Here is a 22214-nt window from a genome sequence, read left to right on the forward strand (position 1 = left end):
CATATGAAAAACGCCTTTACATTACTATTTGAAACAATTGAAGAACGAAAGAGAAGTCCGCTTCTTGAATCATATACAAATTACTTGTTTTCAAAAGGGGAAGATAAAATTTTAAAGAAAATTGGTGAGGAATGTTCCGAAGTAATTATCGCATCTAAAAATAATGATAAAGAAGAGTTAGTGAAAGAGATGGTTGATGTAATGTATCACTGCTTCGTTTTATTAGCCGAAAAAAATATACCATTAGAAGATATTATGGAGGAAGTGAAAGAAAGAAATGGGAAGCTTTCGAGAGTAGGAGATAGAAGAGAAATAGATACATTATAGGGGGGAATATGTATGAAAGTGGATTATCACATTCATTTAGAAGAAGGACCGTATTCAATAGGGTGGCTTGCTAAAATAAATGAAGCACTGCAACATTATGAACCGCTTAAAGAAGAAAAACATTCTATGGAATGGCTTATGAAAACACAAGAACGCATGCAAAGACGTGTGAAAGAAGGGGCGTTTACAATGAAATGGATTGATTTATATTTAGAAGAAGCTTTGCGAAAAGGTATAAAAGAAGTTGGGATTGTCGATCATTTATACCGTTTTTATGAAGCAAAAGAATACTATGAAAGATATGTCGATATTAGTAATTCGAGGCTTGGTCATTTACAGAAGGAATGGTTAGACCAAGTAAGGGTAGCGTCACTACATGATTTTACAAAGGCAATTGAAGAGGCGAAAGAACGATGGAGTAAAAGAGGTGTTACGCTTAAACTTGGAATTGAAGCGGATTATTTTATTGGTGGTGAACAAGAATTACAATCTTTACTAGCATTAGGAGATTTTGATTATGTAATAGGTTCTGTTCATTTTTTAAATGGCTGGGGATTTGATAATCCAGATACGAAAGAATATTTTAAGGAACATGACTTATATGCTTTATATGATACGTTTTTCAAAACGGTGGAGTGTGCAGTTCGTTCTGAGTTATTTGATATAATAGCTCATCTTGATAATATAAAAGTATTTAATTACCGGCTAGATGAGAATGAACAACTTTCTTATTATACGGAAATTGCACGTGCATTGGTAGAAACAAATACGGCAACGGAAATAAATGCGGGGTTGTACTATCGCTACCCTGTGCGTGAAATGTGCCCGAGTCCACTATATTTACAAGTATTAGCTAAGCATGGGGTCCCGATTACACTTTCCTCAGATGCTCATTATCCGCATGATTTAGGAAAATATGTGGAAGAGAATATAAAGACGTTACGCAATCATGATATTTCACATTTAGCTACATTTACGAAACGAGTAAGAACGATGAAATTGCTGGAAGGAGAAGTTACAATTTTAAAATGATCACGATTTTTTGATGAAAACCCACCTTTTTGTTCAAAATAAGAAAGAATAAAAAGGAGGGTAAAGAAATGGTGAAACAACAAAATAAACAAAATGTACAAGGTGCACAGCAACAAGCGTATACTTCTGAAACGAATGTTACATCTCAATCCGTTATTGAGGAACAAATTAGTGATACAGTTGCAGAAGGAACGATCGATGTGAAGCTTGGAAAACAATCGCAAGAAAAAGCATAAGAAGAGGGGGAGACTTGTATCTCCTCTTTTTTTGTGGAAAAGTGTCGATTTTCAAAACTATAATCAAATTCCTTGGTTTTTATATGTGGATTTCTTACAATGAAAGATAAGAGAGATCTTATTTTCTATAGAAGAGGTGTTAGTAGTGGCAAAAATATTAGTAGCAGGGAAAATTCCAGCAATCGGATTAGAACTATTAAAGGATCATGATGTAGAAATGTACGATAAAGAGGCGTTAATTTCTTTAGATGAATTAACAGAGCGTGTAAAAGACAAAGATGCATTGTTAAGCCTACTTTCTACAAAGGTGACAAAAGAAGTGATTGATGCGGCACCTAATTTGAAGATTGTTGCAAACTATGGTGCTGGTTACGACAATATTGATTACACGTATGCGGGTGAAAAAGGAATTGTAGTATCGAATACACCGAAAGTATCAACTGAAGCTACTGCAGAACTAACATTTGCACTTCTTTTAGCAGCGGCACGTAGAATTCCTGAAGGTGATACGCTATGTCGTACAACTGGATTTAACGGATGGGCACCATTATTTTTCTTAGGCCGCGAAGTACACGGTAAAACAATTGGAATTATTGGCCTTGGAGAAATCGGAAAGGCAGTTGCAAAGCGTGCGAAAGCGTTTGGAATGAATGTTTTATATACAGGACCAAACCGAAAGCCTGAAGCTGAAAGTGAACTGGAAGCAACATATGTAACATTGGAAGAATTATTACAAACAGCAGACTTTATTACAATTAACTGTGCGTATAATCCGAAATTGCACCATATGATTGATGAAGAACAATTTAAAATGATGAAGAAAACTGCATATATTATAAATGCTTCACGTGGACCAATCATGCATGAAGCAGCACTTGCTCATGCATTAAAAACGAATGAAATTGAAGGGGCAGCTCTTGATGTGTTTGAATTTGAACCGAAAATTACAGAAGAGCTAAAAGGGTTAAAGAATGTAGTACTTGCTCCTCATGTAGGAAATGCAACATTCGAAACGCGTGATGCGATGGCTGAAATGGCAGTAAGAAATATTTTAGCAGTATTAAACGGTGAAGAGCCTGTAACACCTGTAAATCAAAAAGTATTCGTTACAAAATAAAAAGAAACCTTCCGGAACCGGAAGGTTTTTTATTTGTCTTTATTTGCTCTTTTAGATGGTCTTTGTCTAAGAAATTGAGATAGCATATACAAAATGTATAGTGGAATAGCAATGAATAAGAAAACAGAAAAATTACCGAACCCTGTTTGGTACATTGTGATAATGATTCCAACTAAAAATAGTGTAATAATGATGCTATATCGTGGAATTGGTACATCTTTTAAACTTGGGATACGAATGCGGCTCACCATTAAAAATGCGAACGTTACAAATACTGTAATAAGAACGATTTTTGGAATGGTATGTGAAAATAATGTTAAGAAAGCAACAAGCCCTCCCGCTGCTGTAATCGGTACCCCAGTGAAATATTTCATTGAAGTAGAAGATGGTGTAACATTAAATCGAGCTAAACGATATGCTCCGAAAAGAGGGAATAGTCCCGCTATGTATAGTCCGATGATTCCATAATTGGAGAAAGATGTGTAATACATGAGAACAGCAGGTGCTGCACCAAATGTTACGACATCTGCAAGCGAGTCAAGCTCTTTTCCCATTTGTGAATCAACGCGTAATAAACGAGCAACACGCCCATCAAGACTATCTAACATCATCCCGATAAGTACTAAAATAGCAGCTGATTTATAATATCCTAAAGATGCATAGCCGATTGACAAGAATCCACTATATAAATTTCCGAGCGTAAATAAGTTTGGAATAGCTGCTCTATACAAAATCTGATCCCTTGCTTTCTGTAATAAATTCTTAATTAGTGTATGAAAGTTTACTTATTTTATCATACCATAAATTTCTTCTTCATACGAAAAAAATTCCCAATTTGTGAAAGATTTCATAGGAGAATGATTTGAAAAATAAGTAAAAAAAGAAGCAACTTTTATAAAGTTGCTTCTTGTATTATTCAAATTTCGTTGTCATTGTTCCAGTCTTATACCGATTGTTAAGGTCGAAACGTAATAAATCTCCATAAATGAGTTTGTCGGAGAGTTTCAATTCAGTTTTTGCTTTTTCGATATTTGGTTGACATAATGAAATGTCCGCTTCTTCACCTGTATTTCGTTTATAACACATGTTTTTTGTATACACATAATCTTCCGAGACGAAGCTACCATCACGCATTACCATAAGTGGGTCTTTTTCTTTAATAAATAAGTCAGTTCCAAATTCAACGGATTTATTTGTTTTAATACCAAGTAAATGAAGTAGCGTTGGTTTAATATCAATTTGACCAGATACTTTAGAAATGACTTTTCCTTCTTGCCCAGGCACGTGAATAATGAGAGGGACGCGTTGTAGTTGCATAGAATCAAACGGTGTAATAGCGTCTTTGCCAAGGAACTGGGCCATGGCTGCGTTATGGTTTTCAGAAATACCGTAATGATCTCCGTAAATGATAATAACGGAATTATCATACAGTCCTTCTTCTTTTAATTGTTTAATAAATCGTTTAAGAGCTTCATCTGTATAACGAACCGTTGGGAAGTAACGGTTTACAACACCACTTTCTGAATTAAACTCATCAACATATTGATCTTCTGGATTTAGAAGAAATGGAAAATGGTTTGTTAAAGTAATGAACTTTGTATAGAACGGCTGTGGTAAAGATTTTAGCTTTGGAATAGATTGTTCAAAGAACTCTTTATCTTTTAATCCCCAACCGACAGACATTTGTTCTGTGCCTACGTAATCATTCAAATTAAAGTAACGATCATATCCAAGTGCAGGATACATTACATCACGATTCCAAAACGCTTTATCGTTTGAATGGAAGACAGCAGAAGAATATCCGTATTTTTTTAATTGTTCTGGTGTAGCTGTATATTCATTTGTTGCGTGAGTAAAGAATACAGAACCGCGATCTAACGGATAAAGTGAATTTTCAACGATAAATTCAGCATCAGAAGTTTTACCTTGTCCTGTTTGATGATAGAAATTATCGAAATAAAAACTATCTTTAATAAATTCGTTTAAAAATGGGGTAATTTCTTTTCCATTTATTTTTTTATTAATAACAAAACTTTGTGTAGATTCCATTGAAATTAAAATAACATTTTTACCTTTTGCAGCTCCAAATAAATTTTTATCAACTTGCTTATCTTTTGAATCTGTATAGTTTTTAATTTCAGAGAACCCGTCCCCACTTGCAAATACACGTTCAGCTGAAGATTTAGATTGAAGTGTAATATCAAATAGATGATATGTGTATAAACCTAAATTTTTCACGACAGTTTGACGGTCAAACGAGCGTGAGAACATTTGTGGTTTATAAATAACGGAAACAACAATTTGTAGTGCTAATAGAGCTGTTACACCGCTAAAGAAAGTTCTCTTCTCAGAGCGAGAAAGTGGCGTCTTGTCGCAAAATGCTGGGAATTTACGCGAAAGAAACATTAAGATTATCGCATCTGCGAATAACAGTAATGTTTTATACGTAAAGAGTTCTTTTATACTCGTCCCTAAATCAGCCATATTATTTGTTTGAAATAATACTGGGAACGTAACGAAATCGTTATAAAACCCATAAAACATTGCATTTCCAAATAAAATGAACGATAGTATAAAACTAATTCCAACTATAATGCGGTTTCGGTGTTTAGATGCAAATAAAGCAAAACCGAAAAATAAAAGTAACGCAGCTAGTGGATTAATAAAAAGCATAAATTCTTCAAAGAAATTATCAATTTTAATATCAAATGCTAGCTTGTACACAATATATGTTTTTATCCATAATAAAACGACTGCAACGAGTGCAAATCGCAGTTTTGGAAACAGACGTTGTAGCATAATATACTCCTCTCCTAAAAAGCATGACAGTTCTTGTGAGTCGATTTGATTAGCGCCTCATTTTATATATACGAACAGTCCTTTGTTATTATGTTTATTATACTATGAGTATCATTATACGAAAATAAAAGAGAGTTGTGGGCTTTTTTATAATAATTGAGTAGAAAAAGGGCAGTAGGAGACAATAAAACGGAGTTTCTATGTATGATTATTGTCGTGCGCAGAAAGAATCGTGTAAGGAGGTTATAATGCGAAAGTTATTGTATTTTATAGTATGTAGTAGTGTTATACTTTTTGCTTCACCGAGTGTGTCGGTAGCCCAATATGATGCACCTCTTATGGAAGATGCCCTTTATTCTGTCTTATTTCCGAAAATAAATAAAGCGATTGAAAAACAATATGGGAGCTTGAAGCCTTATCAATGCCCGAAAATTATTAGTTTGAAAAAAGTGTATAGCGGTACATATTTATTTCAAGCAGTTATTGAAGTAACGAAGTATGAACGTGTTGCCGGGAAAATTGCTCCACCATTTGAGAAGGTAACGATTACATTTAATAACGAAGAAGGCGAATGGGAAGTGACAAAGGTTTTAGTAAAGCGCTTACCAAACGATACAAAACTAAACTGTAAAAAAACAATATAAAAAATTATTTGACAAATAAAATGGTCCTTTGGTATTGTTAATAGCAACAATTAGATGTTTGAAAATTAAATAGACTTACCTCATCTACTCTCAAAGGTAGAGGCCGCGATAGGAAAGAGTAAGCTATGGGAGATTTAATGGAATCTGTGATCATAGGTTGAAAGGGACTATTGCCGAAATATAAGAATAACCATCTTATTCATATATTGGGACTGCATTGAATAAATGTAGTACTGTCATAAGATTTATTTTATGGAGAGCTATTTGGAGATGTTGATGCGGTTTCTTATTTTGAGGAGATAACAACTCGTTTATTTTTTCAATATATATTTTTCCTAATAAGAAACGCGTGTGAACATTGTTCCGCGCGTTTTTTGTCTATCTAAAAGCGTGCTGCAATGAATAGAAGATTGGGGTTATGAGTTTTAGAGGAAATAAGGGAGGAATTCAAATGTATTTACACGGCACAAGCCGAATCAATGGGCAAGGACACTTAGAAATTGGAGGGTGCGATACGACGCAGCTAGCAAAACAATATGGAACACCACTTTATGTATACGATGAAGAGTCAATTCGAGGAAAGTGTCGCGCGTTTCATCGTGCTTTTAAAGAAAGTGGTTTCTCTTATCAAGTAGCATATGCAAGCAAGGCGTTCTTGTGCATGGAGATGTGCCGAGTAGCTCGTGAAGAGAATATGTCATTAGATGTTGTTTCTGGAGGGGAATTATATACTGCACTACAAGCAGGATTTCCGGCATCGCGCATTCATTTTCACGGCAATAACAAAACAGATGAAGAAATTGTGATGGCTCTTCAGGCGAATATTGGTTGTTTTGTCGTAGATAACTTCTTAGAATTAGAAATTTTGCATGATTTAGCAGTGCAACATGGGAAATTTGTGAACATATTAATTCGTGTAACGCCCGGGGTAGAGGCGCACACACATGAATATATTACAACAGGTCAAGATGATTCAAAATTTGGATTTGGCGTGTCAAATGGTCAAGCGATGCAAGCAATTGAGCTTGCTTTACAAAAATCAAATTATAACGTGTTAGGAATTCATTCACATATCGGATCACAAATATTTGAAACGGCCGGCTTTGTGCGAGCGATTGAAGTTCTTCGTCAATTTTTAGAAGAAGTGAGAGAGCGAACAAACTATGTAGTAAAAGTGCTAAATGTGGGCGGAGGATTCGGAATACGCTATACAGAGTCAGATACGCCATTAACTCTTGAGACGTATGTGCGAGCTGTAACAAGTGCAGTGAGAGAGCAATTTACAGTATGTAACTATCCCTTGCCAGAAATATGGGTTGAACCAGGCCGTAGTATTGTAGGTGATGCCGGAACGACACTTTATACAGTTGGATCTGTGAAAGACATTCCTGGTATTCGGAAATATGTATCAGTGGATGGTGGGATGACTGATAATTTAAGACCTGCTTTATATAACGCTCGTTATGAAGCGATGTTAGCGAATCGAGGGAACGATGAGAATGAGGAAGTTGTTTCGATTGCAGGGAAATGCTGTGAGAGTGGAGATATGTTAATTTGGGATATTAATCTACCGAAAGTTGCCTCTGCGGATTTACTAGCAATTTCTTGTACAGGGGCATACGGGTACTCGATGGCGAATAATTATAATCGGATTCGTAGACCAGCTGTCGTCTTCGCGAAAGGTGGTACATCACAAATTGTTGTAGAGCGCGAAACATATGAAAATATTATTGGGAACGATCGCATACGTATTAAAGAACTTGTTTAAATGAGGAAAAAGGAGTTGTTCGGAGGGGCAATTCCTTTTTTATAAAATAAAATAATTAAAATATATCGGAAAACTAGGATTGAAAAAAATCAGAATTGTGATAAAATACAAATACAAAGCTTATCAAGAGAAGCGGAGGGAACTGGCCCGACGAAGCTCGGCAACCTGCTTATAGAAAGCAAGGTGCTAAATCCAGCAAAATGGAATCCATTTTGAAAGATAAGGTAAAATATATTACCGAACAGTCTTTTCGAAATGGGAAAGATTTTTTTTATGAATAAAAAGGGGGGCTGTTCGCGTGAGCGTACGGGAACATTTTGAGGAAGTATCTGAGAAAATTGAAGCGATGCTTGCTGATATGAAATATGGTTCAATTACAATTGTTGTGCAAGATGGAAAAGTCATTCAATTAGAGAAAAGTGAAAAGGTACGTTTAAAGTAAAAAGCGCTGACTAGAAAAACTAGAGGCGGTTTTAACCTATTTTGATTAGGTTAAAACCGTCTTTTTGCTTTTACAGGGGGAAAGAACATGTTGACTTATGAAACGTGGGAAGAAAATAATGTTTCATTTTCAGAAGAAGATGAAACGAAAGGCGCGCTATCTGTTTTAAGTTGGGCTTATAAAGAATATGAAGGTGAAATTGTATACGCATGTAGCTTCGGAGTGGAAGGTATGGTATTGCTGCATCTTATAAACCAAGTAAATCCATCTGCTAAAGTTGTATTTTTAGATACAAATGTTCATTTTCAAGAAACGTATGAATTAATTCAAAAAGTGCGGAGGCGATTTCCTTCATTAAATATTATAGAAAAACAACCGGAACTTACGCTTGATGAACAAGCGAAGTTGCATGGTGAGAAATTATGGGAAAGTAATCCGAATCTTTGTTGTAAGATTAGAAAAATTTTACCGTTAGAAAAATCATTAGCAGCGGAAAAAGCGTGGATATCGGGTTTAAGGAGGGAACAATCAGAAACGCGTAAGCATACAAAGTTTATAAATCAAGATCATCGCTTTCAATCTATTAAAGTTTGTCCACTCATTCATTGGACATGGAAAGAGGTATGGCGATATGTATACAAACATAGATTGCCGTATAACCCGCTGCATGATGTTGGATATCCAAGTATTGGGTGTGAGAAGTGTACGTTACCTGTAGGTGAGGGTGGCGATTCGAGAGATGGTAGATGGGCCGGGAAAGTGAAAACTGAATGTGGTCTACATTACCAATAAGATGAATTTGAAAATAAAGCTAAGAGAGGATATAGAAAATGAGTACAAGAAACGAATTAGTAAATCTTATAGACGAGACATATGACATATCACAAATTGAAAAAGAAATTCAACTAGACAACATTGCGTTAAGTGATTTAGAGCTATTAGCGACAGGGGGATATAGCCCGCTTACTGGTTTTTTAGGGAAGAAAGATTATAATTCGGTCGTAGAAACGCTTCGTTTAGCTAATGGGAGCGTTTGGAGTATACCAATTACATTACCAGTAACAGAAGAAGTAGCAGAGAGTCTAATAGCTGGAGAGAAAGTAAAACTTGTTAACGATGGAAACGTATATGGTGTCATTCAAATAGAAGATATTTTTGCGCCTGATAAGGAAAAAGAAGCGTTACTAGTGTATAAAACGACGGATGAGGCTCATCCAGGAGTGAAAAAATTATATGAACGACCGAACGTTTACGTCGGAGGAGCTATTATTCTTACGAAACGTTTTGAAAGTAATCCATTTCCTTCTTATCATTTAGATCCAATTGAAACGAGAGAAGAATTTAAAAAACGTGGTTGGAAAACAGTAGTCGGATTCCAAACGAGAAATCCGGTACATCGTGCCCATGAATATATTCAAAAATCTGCTCTTGAAATTGTAGATGGTCTCTTTTTAAATCCGCTCGTTGGGGAAACGAAGTCGGACGATATTCCTGCTGATGTAAGAATGGAAAGCTATGAAGTGTTACTTCAAAACTATTATCCGAAAGATCGTGTTTTTTTAGGTGTATTTCCTGCAGCAATGCGTTACGCAGGACCGAGGGAAGCGATATTTCATGCACTAGTCAGAAAGAATTTTGGATGTACCCACTTTATTGTAGGGCGCGATCATGCAGGGGTAGGAGATTATTACGGTACTTATGAAGCGCAAGAAATTTTTACAAACTTTACAGTAGAAGAATTAGGGATTACACCGCTATTTTTTGAACATAGTTTTTACTGCACGAAATGTGAAGCGATGGCTTCGACGAAAACATGCCCGCACGGAAAAGAAGATCATGTCATTTTATCGGGTACGAAAGTAAGAGAATTATTAAGAAACGGTGAGGTTCCGCCAAGTACATTTAGTCGTAAAGAAGTAGTGGAAGTACTAATTAAAGGTTTGAAAAAAGAAGTAGTAACTGAATAGGGAGAGAATGAGATGGACACAAATATTACTTGGCATACAGCATCTGTTTCAAAAGATGAGAGAAGAGTAAAAAATAGGCATCATAGTTTCGTAGTTTGGTTTACTGGGTTATCAGCTTCAGGTAAATCCACAGTAGCCAACGCGGTGGCTCGTAAACTATTTGAAAAGAATATTGGAAACTATGTACTAGATGGAGATAATATACGTCACGGTTTAAATAAAGACTTAGGTTTCTCTGAAAGTGATCGTATGGAGAATATAAGAAGAATTGGCGAAGTAGCGAAGCTATTTGTAGATCAAGGTACTGTTGTTCTTACAGCTTTTATTTCACCGTTTCGAGTAGACCGAAAACAAGTTAGAGATCTATTAGCGGCAGATGAGTTTATAGAGGTGTTTGTAAAATGTCCAATTGAAGAGTGTGAAAAGCGTGATCCGAAAGGGCTTTATAAAAAAGCAAGAAAAGGTGATATTAAAGAGTTTACAGGTATCGATTCACCGTATGAGGAACCAGAGCAAGCGGAATTAATTGTAGAAACGCAAAAGTATTCTATTGAAGAATGTGCAGAACAAATCGTGAAGTACTTACAAGAGCGTAGTTTTATCCCGCATTAACGGGCAGTAAAACTCCCAACTCAAAATTTGGCTAGGGCAAAGAAGTTAGACGGGAGATGAACTGCCCGTAAATGCCCGATTGGTTCAACTAATAATCAGTGGGGGATGAACACTCCCCACTGATTAAAGTTTCACTTTATATAGGGGGATTAAAAAATGAGTTATGAAAAAGTATGGGCTAACAATGAAAAATTAAATCAAACTGAGAAAAATAAATTAAAAAAAGATGGCTTGGAGATCTTTAATGATATTCCTTACTATGCAGAGAATGGCTTCGAATCTATTCCGAAAGAAGAGTGGGACGCATTCAAATGGGCAGGGTTGTATTTACAAAGACCGAAAGAAGCTGGTTATTTTATGATGCGTGTAAATATTCCTTCAGGGATTATTACGAATGCACAGGCAGAAGTGCTTGCTTCTATCGCTGAGGATTATGGGCGTGACGTAATAGATATTACGACAAGACAGGCGATTCAGTTTCATTGGTTAGAAATTCAGCAAATTCCAGATATTTTTAAAAGATTAGCAAGAGTTGGGCTATCTTCAGCTGGAGCGTGTGGTGATATAACGCGTAATATTACAGGAAATCCACTTGCTGGTATTGATGCAAATGAACTGTTTGATACAACTGGCATTGTAAAAGAGGTATATGACTATTTCCAACATAATGAAGAGTTTTCTAACTTACCACGTAAATTTAAAATGTCTATTAGTTCTAACATTTATAATTCAGCAAACGCAGAGATTAACTGTGTTGCGTTTACACCTGCAACGAAAGAGATAGACGGTGAGAAAAAAGTTGGTTTTCATATAAAAGTAGGCGGTGGATTATCAGCTCGTCCATATTTAGCTGATGAATTAGATGTATTTGTTTTACCAGAAGAAGTGAAGGCGGTAGCAATTGCGATTGCTACGATATTCCGTGATTTTGGATATCGTGAAAAACGTCATTTAGCTCGTTTGAAGTTTCTTGTTGCAGACTGGGGAGCAGAGAAGTTCAAAGAGAAACTAATAGAGTATACAGGACCATTGCAAAGTAAAGGGGAAAGTGCTCTCAAAGGCTGGAATGCGGGATACTTTTATGGAGTTCAAGATCAAAAACAAGACGGACTAAAATATGTAGGTTTTAATGTGCCGGTAGGACGCCTACATGCAGAAGAAATGTTTGAGATTGCAAGAATTGCTAAACAGTATGGGAATGGCCAAATTCGTACATGTAATTCACAAAACTTCATTATTCCGAATGTTCCGCCAGAAAATGTGGAGGGTTTACTAAATGAGCCATTATTTGAAGCGATATCAGCAAGTCCGAAATCGTTTATTGGTCATGCGGTTTCTTGCACTGGTATTGAATATTGCAATCTTGCTTTAGTAGAAACGAAAGAAAGATTGCGAAAAATTGCCGAATACTTAGATACACAAATTGCACTCGATGTTCCGGTTCGTATTCATATGGTAGGGTGCCCGAATTCATGTGGTCAACGTCAAATTGCTGACATTGGATTACAAGGGGTGAAAATGAAAACGAAGGAAAAAGGAATTGTTGAAGCATTTGAAATATATGTAGGTGGAACGCTGTTAGATGGTGGTGCTTATAACCAAAAGTTAAAAGGGAAAATAGATGGCGAGGATCTACCTGATGTACTTGCATCATTTATAAGTTATTTCAAAGAGAATAAATTACTAGCTGAAACGTTTTATGATTTTGTCGGCCGTGTTGGTGTAGAGACATTACAAATAGCGTTAAATAACGTGCTAGAAGAAGTCATAGCGTCTTAGGAGGGGCAATATGGATTTATATCGATTTGAAGCTGTGTTAGTAAATAGTATTGTTCCGATTGTTGTCGTTGCTCAAAGTGAAGAACAGGCGTTTAAGCTTGCGGAGATGGAGCTTGAAAAGCATTTTTTACCGCTGCCAGAAGTAAAGGAGATTTCCCTATTTGAAAAAAAGAAGATTCGAAAAGGTGCGGCATTTGTTATTCATGAGTAGGGAATAAAAAATAATGAAAACTTCCATTCGTATATAAGGATGGAAGTTTCACTTTAATAGTAGAAATGAGGAGAGATGATGGGGAAGGTTTATATCGTTGGAGCGGGTCCTGGTGATCCGGATTTAATTACTGTAAAAGGATTGAAATGTATTGAGAAAGCAGATGTTATTTTGTACGACCGCCTCGTGAATAAAGAATTGCTTTCCTATGCAAAGCCTGAAGCGGATTTAATTTATTGCGGAAAACTACCAAATTATCACACGATGAAGCAAGAGACAATTAACACGTTTCTTATTAAATATGCGAAAAAGGGAAAAGTTGTAACGAGGCTTAAGGGCGGCGATCCATTTGTATTTGGTAGAGGAGGAGAAGAAGCTGAAGCGTTAGCAAAGCAAGGTGTACCGTTTGAAATTGTTCCTGGTATTTCAGCTGGAATAGCTGCTCCTGCTTATGCTGGTATTCCAGTGACACATCGTGATGCAAGTGCAAGTTTTGCTATTGTAACGGGGCATAGAAAAGAAGATGCTGAAGAGGAAGTGAAGTGGGAAAATTTAGCGAAAGGTGTAGAGACTTTAGCTGTATATATGGGGGTTAGCAATTTACCCTACATATGTGAAAAACTGATGAAGTATGGAAAAGATAAAAGTACACCTGCTGCTATTGTTGAGCGAGGAACGACATCTATGCAGCGTACAGTTGTTGGAACGTTAGGAACAATTGTAGATGTTGCAAAAAAAGAACAAATTCAAAATCCGAGCATGATTGTAATTGGAGAAGTGGTCCGTTTTCGAGAAAAAATCCATTGGTTTGAGAAACAGACAGAAAGTACGTATCAAGTGAGTGGAGTGTTATAAAATGAAAGCAATCTTATATATATGCCATGGAAGTCGTTTGAAAGCAGCTAAAGAAGAAGCGGTTGCGTTTATTACGTCATGCATGAACCGTGTAGAGGCAAATATTCAAGAGGTTTGTTTTTTAGAGTTAGCAAGTCCAACTATTGATGAAGGGTTCCGTACATGTGTGAAGTGTGGTGCTACAGAGATTATTGTTATTCCAGTTTTTTTATTAGCGGCAGGTCATGTGAAAAAAGATATCCCGTTTGAATTGGAAAAGTTAAACAATCAATTTTCGAATGTCAAAGTGATTTATGGTAATCCGTTTGGTGTATCAGAAACACTTGTTAAATCGGTATATAGTGGGAGTGGTATTGAACAGGGAGATAAAAATGAAGTGACGCTACTTCTTGTTGCAAGAGGGAGCAGTGACCCTGAAGTATTACGAGATATAAACTGGATTGCTTCTTTATTTCAAACGGAAGAGAAAATTAAAAAAGTAGAGGTTTGTTATTTAGCAGCTGCCGAGCCGAAATTTGAGGATAAGTTAAAAGAAGTCATAGAACGAAAAGAAAAGAACATCGTTGTACTGCCTTACTTATTATTTACAGGTTTACTTATGAAACATATCGAAAAAGAAGTGCGTCAATATGAGCTGGAAGAGATAAAAATAAGTCCGTATTTAGGAAAGAATGAAGCATTTCAGTATATGTTAATTCAGAAAACGAAAAAATTATTGAAGGGAGATCAATATGTATCCACTTACAGTGCGAGTTGAGAAGAAACGTGTTGTTGTCATTGGTGGAGGGAAAGTTGCGGGGTTTAAAATTATTCCTTTACTAAAACAAGGTGCGGATATAGTTGTGATAAGTCCTGAATTGGATGCAAATTTAGTGAAACTTGTAGAAGAAAAGAAAATTCGTTGGTATCAAAGGGAGTATGAAAAAAGTGACATTAAAGACGCTTTTTTAGTTGTTGCAGCGAGTAGTGATGCCGTATTAAATGAACAAATTGCTGAAGATAGCGCAGAAAATCAATTAGTAAATGTTATTACGAACCCGGAAAGTGGTAATGTTCATTTTCCAGCGGCGATTCATCGCGGATTACTGAATGTGGCTGTTTCTACTGGGGGAGCGAGCCCAAAACTTGCAAAAAAAATTCGTGATGATATTGCAAATAAATATGATGAGGCGTATGAGTCGTATCTTAATTTTTTATACGAAGTTAGAATAAAAGTGAAAGAATTACAAATAGAGAAAAAGCAGAGAAATATATTGTTGCAAGAAGTATTAAAGTCGATATATGTTCAAAATGAACAAAAAAGAGAATTGTTTTTACAAGAATTAGATAGAAGAGTTCATATAGGATAATGAATAAATTGTACTTTACAACTATAAAAATATAATTTATAATCACAAGTAACTTCAATAGATGAAATCGATGAGCAAGAAGAGTATGTATATTTGATACGTTCAGAGAGCTGGGGTAAGGTGTGAGCCCGGTACGATAAAATATACAGAATGGGCTTGCGAGAGGTATGTTGAACATTGTAGTAGGCAACCCGGGTTCCGCCGTTAAAAGGATAGAGTATCGGAGTTTTTCCTGTACTTGAACAAGTGGGATTTATCAATCCAATTGAGGTGGTACCACGGTATTTACATTACATATATCGTCCTCTACATGCATATTTGCGTGTAGGGGACTTTTTTATTTTCTAAAGGAGGTGTGCGAGTATGAAATGAAAGTGTATAATTAACAAAAGTTTAAATATTCAGAAAAGGAGAAATTATGATGAAAGAAACACAGCAATGGACGTCGAAAATAGGCTTTGTACTCGCAGCAGCCGGAGCCGCAGTAGGTCTTGGTGCGATATGGAAATTTCCATATGTTGCAGGTAATGGTGGGGGAGGCGCATTCTTCCTTGTATTTTTACTATTAACTTTATTTATAGGTATGCCTTTACTATTAGCGGAGTTTGTTATTGGACGTAGCACTCAAAAAGAGGCGGTTACAGCTTATAAAGTACTAGTACCAAATAGTAAAGTATATCCTTGGATTGGTCGTATGGGAGTTGTAACTTGTTTTAGTGTACTCTCTTTTTATAGTGTTGTAGGTGGATGGATTTTACTGTATTTATACTATAGTGTTACAGGGAGCTTCTGGAATGGTGTTGTTGATTATGGAAAATTGTTTGGTGAAACAATTTCAAATCCAGTAAGTGCGATTGGAGCACAATTTGTCTTTATGCTTTGTACTATTTTTGTTGTAAGTAAAGGTGTAGAGAAAGGGATAGAAAAAGCAAGTAAGTATATGATGCCGCTATTATTTATTTTGTTTATTGCAATCATAGTTCGTGCTTTAACACTTGATGGTGCTTTTGCTGGGGTAGAGTTCTTCTTGAAACCAGATTTTTCAAAGCTGACAGCAGATACGATTTTATACGCGATGGGACAATCGTTCTTCTCGCTAACAGTTGGTGCCTCAGTAATGGTAACGTATAGTTCCTATTTGAAGAAAGAAGAACATTTAGCGAAATCAGCAACATCTATTGTAAGTTTAACTGTTTTTGTTACAGTACTTGCAGGATTAGCAATTTTCCCTGCGATTTTCGCATTAGGCGTTAAGCCGACTGAAGGGCCAGGATTACTGTTTATCGTCCTTCCAGCAGTATTTGCAAAAATACCATTTGGACAATTTTTCTTTGTTATGTTTTTAATTTTATTCTTCTTTGCGACTTTAACATCAGCAATTTCAATGCTTGAAATTGTAGTAGCATCTGTTGCGAAAGGTAATGAGAAGAAGCGTCCGTCAGCATCGTTGTTAATTGGTATTCTTATTTTTGCAGTTGGAATCCCGTCAGCTCTATCGTTTGGAATTATGAGTGATGTGAAAATATTTGGGAAAACGTTCTTTGACTTAGTCGATTTCTCGGTAAGTAACGTATTACTACCGCTAGGGGTACTAGCCATTTCACTATTCGTACCAAATAAAATGAGTAAAGAAATGTTAATGAAAGAATTAGAAGTTACGGAAATGAAAGGGAAAACATTATTTAATATTTGGTTCTTCTTGCTTCGTTACGTTATTCCGGTAACTGTAATTATTGTATTTTTAAATGCGATAGGCGTATTTAAAATGTTTGCATAATAAAAAGACGGAGAAGTCTGGTCTTATCTCTGTCAAGTAGACAGTATTAAAAAGACTAAGCAACCATCGAGATTCGATATTCTATCGGAGCTCGATGGTTGAGTCGTTTTTGGAAACGTTTATAGTTATAAAAATAAATATATTCTTCAATTGCTTGTATTAAATCCGCTTCTGTTTTAAAATGATTCAAATACAACATCTCCGATTTAAAATGGGAGAAAAATGACTCGATACAGGCATTATCATGGCAGTTTCCTTTGCGAGAGTGGCTGCCAATGATACCTAAATCTAAAAGTCGTTTGTTGTAGGCATGAGATGTGTACTGGAATCCCTGATCTGAATGGAGAATGGTTCCACGCACATCTCTTTTTTGTGCCAGCATTTCAATTGTATCTAATACAAGTTCATTATCATTACGCTTGGAAATTTTCCAAGAAACAACTTCGTTATTATAAATATCTTGTACAACAGAAAGATAGCGGAAGCCCTCTTGAAATCGTAGGTAGGTAATGTCTGTAACAAGCGCTTCATTTTGCTGGCGATCTTTGAATTCACGGTTTAAAACATTTGGAAAAGTATTAGAATAATTCCCTTTAAAGAAGCGACGCTTCTTCCGAATAATAGACTGAATGTTGAGCTCACTCATTAATCGATATACTTTTTTGTGATTTATAAAATAACCCTCTTCTTGTAAAGCGATTTTCATACGTGGATAACCATATTCTTTGTGCTTTACGTGAATAGATTGAATTACCTTTTTTAATCGTTTATCGGATTCTAGTCGCGTGTTGTTCACACTTTTTGTATGAACCCACTTATAGTAACTTGAGCGATGTACATTCGCAAAATTAGTAAGCCATATAACAGGATATTTTCTCTTTAGTAATTCAATGATATGATATCGTTCTTTATATTTTAGTACGCCTCCATTTACAGATTTGGATACTGCTTTTTTAAATATTCAACCTGAGCCTTATAGTAGTCACGCTCTTCTTCAACAGTTTTAAAATGAATCCGTTTGCCTTTTAAAGGGTTTGGTATACCTTTCATTTCACTATTTTTTCCACGAGTATCTGTAATTTCACCACATTCTTTATACTTTTTCACCCAATTTTTAAGTTGTGTAGAGCTTCTAATCTGATATTTCTCCGCTATCATATCGTAGCTTCCCTCACCGTTTAAATAACTTTGAACAGCTGATACCTTTATCCCATTTGAGTATGTATTAAATGTTGTACCTTTTTTAGCCATGAAAAATCCCCTCCAAGTAATAGTGTAACATCCATGTGTATACATGGTCTTTTTCACACTGTCTACCTAAAGGGGATAATATCAGTCTCCGTCTTTTTATTATATTGTAGGTGTATTTAATAAGCGGTTATAGGCTTTTTAGGCTGTGACGACTGCAATAAATGATCCGATTAAAAATAACGCTGAGCCGCCAAATGTAAATAACCGGCCAATGTAAGTTTCTCTAGCTTCTTCTATTTTTTGTTGTAATTGTGTATTCCTATAATTTACCCTGTAAAATATAGGAATTTAATTGTAGTCTATGTGGAATGCCTATAGTTTGTGAAGTGAAAATAAAAAAACTCGGTATGCACCGAGTTTTTTATAATCCGATATAAGGAGATGGATCAACTGCGTTTGTCTTACCGACATTCCATTCTCCAAGATGAAGTTCAAAGTGTAAATGTTGTCCGTATGATTGGCCAGTGTTCCCCATAAATCCAAGTTGAGTACCTTGTTTTACAGTTTGTCCATTTGATACAGAACGGCTACTCATATGAGCATATACTGTCGTATATGTTTTTCCGTTTATACGGTGAGATAAGTACACAACGTTTCCGTAACTAGATGATAATTCTGAGCGAATAACAACGCCATCTGCAGCGGCAATAATTGGAACGGTTCCTGAAGCAGCGATATCGATTCCTTTATGGTTATCTATAGAGCGCACGCCAAAACCAGAAGTTTTTGATCCAGCTGCTGGTTTAATAAATCCACCGATGTTTGTATCGTGTGGTGTTGGAGCCGCTTGAGCTGTTTGAGCAGATGTAGTAGCTTGTTTACGAGCTTCTTCCGCCTTGCGAGCTTCCTCAGCTTTACGAGCTTCTTCTGCGCGTTTTTCTTCTTCAATTGCTTTTTGAACAGCTTGACGCTGATTTTCTAAAATGCCTTTAGATTCTTCTAATCCTTCAATCTCTGAATCTACTTTTGCTACTTTCGTATGTAGATCGCTAATAAGAGTTTGTTGCTGTTGTTGGTTATTTTGTAATTCTTGTTGTTTTTGTTCTAATTTTTGCTCGGCTTCTTTCAGTTGTTGCTCTTTTTTCTCAACAGCCTCTTTCTCTTTCGTCACAGCATCTTGGTCAGTTGTTTGTTTTTTCACAATATCAGTATCGTTGTTTAAAATTAAACTGACAGAGTACATATTATCAACAAGATCAGCAATGTTTGCAGAATTTGTTAATACTTCTGTAATGATATTTGTGCGAGGTTTTTCTTGCATAGATTGCAGTCGTTGCTTAATAACTTCCTGACGTGTATCTATGTTTGTTTGTAATTGCTCTATATGTTTCTTTTTGTCAGTTATTACTTGTTGTGTTTTACTAATTTCTTTTTTTGTATCGTTTAACTCAGCTTCGTTTTTATTAATAGAAGTAGTTAAGTCATCGATTTTCTTTTGTAATTCTTGAATTTCTTTTTCTATTTGTTCTTTCTCAGCTGATTTATTTTGTAAGTCATTTTGTTTTCCTTCTAATTCAGATTGAATATTAGATAATTTATCTTGATTCGTTTCAGCATATACGGGTGAAAGTAGCGGAGAAACAAAAAATGTTCCTGCTGCTAAAACGCTAAACGCTGCAAATTTCTTTTTCATGGTTGTCTAACTCCTTTCCCTATGAATGTTATATATCATAAGAAGAAGAGTGTCTATCGTTGTAATCATAATGTAAAGAAAATTTTATAAAATTGCTAAGTTTTGTCGGAATTTAGCATTTTTCAACAGTAATTGTAATGGTGATTTTATTTTTTTAGTTTGTGCAACAAAGGTGTATTCTAGATTTTATCTGTTAAATAAAGGGAAAAATAGCGGTTTTATATAGTGAAATTTAAGTTGAAAACCCTTTAAAATACTAATGAGGAATCGTTCTCATGTTAGGTTTTCTGACATGAGGTTTTTTTTTGTCAAGAAAATTATTTGTGTTCAGGAAAAGTTATTTTGTTGTCAGATTTAATTTTTTGATTTATGATTTTTAACAGGGACAAAATGTAGTGAATTGTCGAATAATATGTAATACTCTTAATTTCGAGTTTTATAGAGATAGAATGAGAGATAGAGTGACACATCGAAGAGGGGGTTACAACAAATATGAAAAGAATAGGACTTGCATGGCAAATATTAATTGGTCTTGCGCTAGGTATTGCAGTTGGGGCGATTTTCTTTGGCAATCCGGCAGTGGTGAGTTATTTACAACCAATTGGTGATATTTTTATCCGATTAATTAAAATGATCGTTGTACCGATTGTTGTAGCAAGTATTGTTGTTGGGGTTGCTGGTGTTGGCGATGTTAAAAAATTAGGTCGACTAGGCGGAAAAACAATTATTTACTTTGAAATTATTACAACAATTGCAATTATTGTTGGTCTATTAATTGCGAATATTTTCCAACCAGGAAAAGGCGTAAATATGGAGCAGTTAACAAAGACAGATATTTCGAAATATACACATACGACAGAGCAAGTACAAAGTCATTCATTTGCAGATACATTTGTAAATATTGTTCCAACGAACATTGTGAAGTCATTAGCTGACGGAGATATGCTTGCTATTATCTTCTTCTCTGTATTATTTGGCTTAGGTGTAGCGGCAATTGGTGAAAGAGGAAGACCGGTTCTTCAATTTTTCCAAGGTGTAGCTGATGCAATGTTTTATGTAACAAACCAAGTTATGAAATTTGCACCATTTGGTGTGTTTGCACTAATTGGAGTTACAGTTTCTACATTTGGTCTTTCTTCATTAATTCCATTAGGGAAATTATTAATTGTAGTATACGGAGCAATGATTTTCTTCGTTGTAGTCGTATTAGGAATTACAGCGAAAATATTTGGAATTAACATTTTCCAATTCTTTAAGATTTTAAAAGACGAACTGATCTTAGCATACTCTACAGCAAGTTCAGAAACAGTTTTACCAAAAATCATGGAGAAGATGGAGAAGTTCGGTTGTCCAAAGGCAATTACATCTTTCGTTATTCCGACAGGTTATTCATTTAACTTAGATGGATCAACTTTATATCAAGCAATTGCAGCTATTTTCTTAGCGCAAATGTACGGTATTGATTTATCTATTACACAACAAATTACATTATTACTTGTATTAATGCTTACATCAAAAGGTATTGCGGGTGTACCGGGCGTATCATTCGTTGTATTATTAGCGACACTTGGTACAGTAGGTATTCCAGCTGAAGGTTTAGCCTTTATCGCTGGTATTGACCGTATTTTAGATATGGCTCGTACAGCAGTTAACGTTGTAGGTAACTCTTTAGCAGCTGTAGTTATGTCTAAGTGGGAAGGTCAGTATGACGCTGAAAAAGGACAAGCCTACTTGAAAGAAATTTCTAATAAGCAAGCAGCTTAATTATAATTTGAACAAGCTCTCACATAATATGTGGGGGCTTTTCTATATAGAAAGGGAGCAGACGAAATGAAACGTAAATATGGTGACGGTTCTTCGTGGAAGCGACTAATAGAGAGGGATTATACGGTTAAGCAAATAGAAGAGGGGATGCTAGGAATATTAGAAATAAAAAAGGTGAGAGAACCTAGTTGTAAAGAATATGATGGAAAAGAGCTTTGTATTGCTGGCAATCGGTATACGTGGATTCAGTATTTCATAGACGGGAAAAACTTTGCGATTACCGCTATGTTAGATGATCAAAAAGAATTAGTACAATATTATATCGATGTGGCGAAAGAATATAAAATAGACGAACGTGGTTTACCGTATTTTGATGATTTATATTTAGATGTAGTGTTATTACCGAACGGTAAAATGTATATATTGGATGAAGATGAGCTAGAGGATGCTTATAAAAGTGGCGATGTTACAAAAGAAGAGTATGAGTTGGCTTGGTACACTACGAAATGGATCATAGATGCAATAAAAAATTGTGAATTTTATTGGATTTCAATATTGGAAGAAGAAATCAAAAAGTTAAAATGATTGTTGTATTCAAATTTTTGTATAATTACCAAAAAAATCTATACAAAAAATAATTGACTTTTGTTT

General features: G+C 35.5%; 23 protein-coding genes, 2 riboswitches and 1 other annotated feature. Of the genes, 18 read left to right on the plus strand and 5 right to left on the minus strand.

Going from position 1 to position 22214, the window contains the following annotated elements:
- Positions 1-3: 3 nt before the first annotated feature.
- From hisE to AAG068_RS07140, 4 genes are all read left to right on the plus strand, one after another.
- Positions 4-327, plus strand: coding sequence for a phosphoribosyl-ATP diphosphatase (gene hisE / locus AAG068_RS07125; RefSeq protein ID WP_342718716.1), 324 nt, complete (start codon positions 4-6; stop codon positions 325-327).
- A gap of 12 nt (positions 328-339) precedes the next feature.
- Positions 340-1359: a histidinol phosphate phosphatase domain-containing protein gene (locus AAG068_RS07130; RefSeq protein WP_342718717.1), complete on the plus strand. Its 1020-nt coding sequence runs from the start codon at positions 340-342 to the stop codon at positions 1357-1359.
- Positions 1360-1427: 68 nt separating this feature from the next.
- Positions 1428-1595, plus strand: a complete 168-nt coding sequence (locus tag AAG068_RS07135) for a YozQ family protein (RefSeq protein ID WP_342718718.1) — start codon at positions 1428-1430, stop codon at positions 1593-1595.
- A 145-nt stretch (positions 1596-1740) separates the two neighbouring features.
- The gene (locus AAG068_RS07140) at positions 1741-2712 is read left to right on the plus strand and encodes a 2-hydroxyacid dehydrogenase family protein (protein WP_087985506.1); all 972 of its coding nucleotides are present in this window, start codon (positions 1741-1743) and stop codon (positions 2710-2712) included.
- Between the two features lie 29 nt (positions 2713-2741).
- Here the strand turns inward: AAG068_RS07140 and pssA are convergent, their stop codons facing one another.
- Positions 2742-3443, minus strand: coding sequence for a CDP-diacylglycerol--serine O-phosphatidyltransferase (gene pssA / locus AAG068_RS07145; protein WP_000285421.1), 702 nt, complete (start codon positions 3441-3443; stop codon positions 2742-2744).
- A 181-nt stretch (positions 3444-3624) separates the two neighbouring features.
- Entirely contained in the window at positions 3625-5511 is a 1887-nt protein-coding gene (locus tag AAG068_RS07150) for an LTA synthase family protein (protein ID WP_342718719.1), read from the minus strand.
- A 248-nt stretch (positions 5512-5759) separates the two neighbouring features.
- On the opposite strand from AAG068_RS07150, the gene AAG068_RS07155 reads away from it, so the two are divergent.
- From AAG068_RS07155 to AAG068_RS07210, 12 genes are all read left to right on the plus strand, one after another.
- Positions 5760-6155 (plus strand): DUF3888 domain-containing protein, encoded by a 396-nt coding sequence (locus AAG068_RS07155; RefSeq protein ID WP_142337643.1) that lies wholly within the window; start codon positions 5760-5762, stop codon positions 6153-6155.
- 89 nt (positions 6156-6244) lie between these two features.
- Positions 6245-6426, plus strand: a riboswitch (Lysine riboswitch).
- 180 nt (positions 6427-6606) lie between these two features.
- The gene (lysA, locus tag AAG068_RS07160) at positions 6607-7923 is read left to right on the plus strand and encodes a diaminopimelate decarboxylase (RefSeq protein WP_342718720.1); all 1317 of its coding nucleotides are present in this window, start codon (positions 6607-6609) and stop codon (positions 7921-7923) included.
- A gap of 117 nt (positions 7924-8040) precedes the next feature.
- Positions 8041-8149: riboswitch (SAM riboswitch) on the plus strand.
- Positions 8150-8221: 72 nt separating this feature from the next.
- Positions 8222-8365 carry a YezD family protein gene (locus AAG068_RS07165; RefSeq protein ID WP_000116161.1) on the plus strand — a complete coding sequence of 48 codons (144 nt, stop codon included), beginning with the start codon at positions 8222-8224 and terminating at the stop codon, positions 8363-8365.
- Positions 8366-8452: 87 nt separating this feature from the next.
- Complete coding sequence (locus tag AAG068_RS07170; protein WP_342718722.1) at positions 8453-9157, plus strand: phosphoadenylyl-sulfate reductase; 705 nt, start codon at positions 8453-8455, stop codon at positions 9155-9157.
- 38 nt (positions 9158-9195) lie between these two features.
- The gene (gene sat / locus AAG068_RS07175; RefSeq protein ID WP_342718723.1) at positions 9196-10332 is read left to right on the plus strand and encodes a sulfate adenylyltransferase; all 1137 of its coding nucleotides are present in this window, start codon (positions 9196-9198) and stop codon (positions 10330-10332) included.
- A 12-nt stretch (positions 10333-10344) separates the two neighbouring features.
- The gene (gene cysC, locus AAG068_RS07180) at positions 10345-10944 is read left to right on the plus strand and encodes an adenylyl-sulfate kinase (RefSeq protein ID WP_342718724.1); all 600 of its coding nucleotides are present in this window, start codon (positions 10345-10347) and stop codon (positions 10942-10944) included.
- Between the two features lie 156 nt (positions 10945-11100).
- Positions 11101-12723, plus strand: a complete 1623-nt coding sequence (locus AAG068_RS07185; protein WP_342718725.1) for a nitrite/sulfite reductase — start codon at positions 11101-11103, stop codon at positions 12721-12723.
- 10 nt (positions 12724-12733) lie between these two features.
- Positions 12734-12934 (plus strand): DUF3906 family protein, encoded by a 201-nt coding sequence (locus AAG068_RS07190; protein ID WP_000366917.1) that lies wholly within the window; start codon positions 12734-12736, stop codon positions 12932-12934.
- 78 nt (positions 12935-13012) lie between these two features.
- Positions 13013-13789 carry a uroporphyrinogen-III C-methyltransferase gene (gene cobA, locus AAG068_RS07195; protein WP_342718726.1) on the plus strand — a complete coding sequence of 259 codons (777 nt, stop codon included), beginning with the start codon at positions 13013-13015 and terminating at the stop codon, positions 13787-13789.
- Between the two features lies 1 nt (position 13790).
- Positions 13791-14546, plus strand: coding sequence for a sirohydrochlorin chelatase (locus AAG068_RS07200; RefSeq protein ID WP_342718727.1), 756 nt, complete (start codon positions 13791-13793; stop codon positions 14544-14546).
- Positions 14521-15138 (plus strand): NAD(P)-binding protein, encoded by a 618-nt coding sequence (locus AAG068_RS07205; RefSeq protein ID WP_342718728.1) that lies wholly within the window; start codon positions 14521-14523, stop codon positions 15136-15138. The genes AAG068_RS07200 and AAG068_RS07205 overlap by 26 nt, the downstream gene beginning before the upstream one ends.
- Positions 15139-15199: 61 nt before the next feature.
- Positions 15200-15448, plus strand: a binding site (T-box leader).
- 111 nt (positions 15449-15559) lie between these two features.
- Positions 15560-16915 (plus strand): sodium-dependent transporter, encoded by a 1356-nt coding sequence (locus tag AAG068_RS07210; protein ID WP_342718729.1) that lies wholly within the window; start codon positions 15560-15562, stop codon positions 16913-16915.
- A 55-nt stretch (positions 16916-16970) separates the two neighbouring features.
- Here the strand turns inward: AAG068_RS07210 and AAG068_RS07215 are convergent, their stop codons facing one another.
- From AAG068_RS07215 to AAG068_RS07220, 3 genes are all read right to left on the minus strand, one after another.
- Positions 16971-17876 carry an IS3 family transposase gene (locus AAG068_RS07215; RefSeq protein WP_428846001.1) on the minus strand — a complete coding sequence of 302 codons (906 nt, stop codon included), beginning with the start codon at positions 17874-17876 and terminating at the stop codon, positions 16971-16973.
- Positions 17846-18166 (minus strand): helix-turn-helix domain-containing protein, encoded by a 321-nt coding sequence (locus AAG068_RS29930; RefSeq protein WP_428845988.1) that lies wholly within the window; start codon positions 18164-18166, stop codon positions 17846-17848. The genes AAG068_RS07215 and AAG068_RS29930 overlap by 31 nt, the downstream gene beginning before the upstream one ends.
- 361 nt (positions 18167-18527) lie before the next feature.
- Complete coding sequence (locus tag AAG068_RS07220; protein WP_342718731.1) at positions 18528-19799, minus strand: murein hydrolase activator EnvC family protein; 1272 nt, start codon at positions 19797-19799, stop codon at positions 18528-18530.
- A 492-nt stretch (positions 19800-20291) separates the two neighbouring features.
- Between AAG068_RS07220 and gltP the strand changes: the two genes are divergently transcribed.
- Positions 20292-21563, plus strand: a complete 1272-nt coding sequence (gltP, locus tag AAG068_RS07225) for a glutamate/aspartate:proton symporter GltP (RefSeq protein ID WP_000821138.1) — start codon at positions 20292-20294, stop codon at positions 21561-21563.
- Between the two features lie 66 nt (positions 21564-21629).
- The gene (locus AAG068_RS07230; RefSeq protein WP_342718732.1) at positions 21630-22148 is read left to right on the plus strand and encodes a DUF402 domain-containing protein; all 519 of its coding nucleotides are present in this window, start codon (positions 21630-21632) and stop codon (positions 22146-22148) included.
- The last annotated feature ends 66 nt before the right edge of the window (positions 22149-22214 follow it).

The organism is Bacillus paramycoides (assembly GCF_038971285.1).
Lineage (GTDB): Bacteria > Bacillota > Bacilli > Bacillales > Bacillaceae_G > Bacillus_A.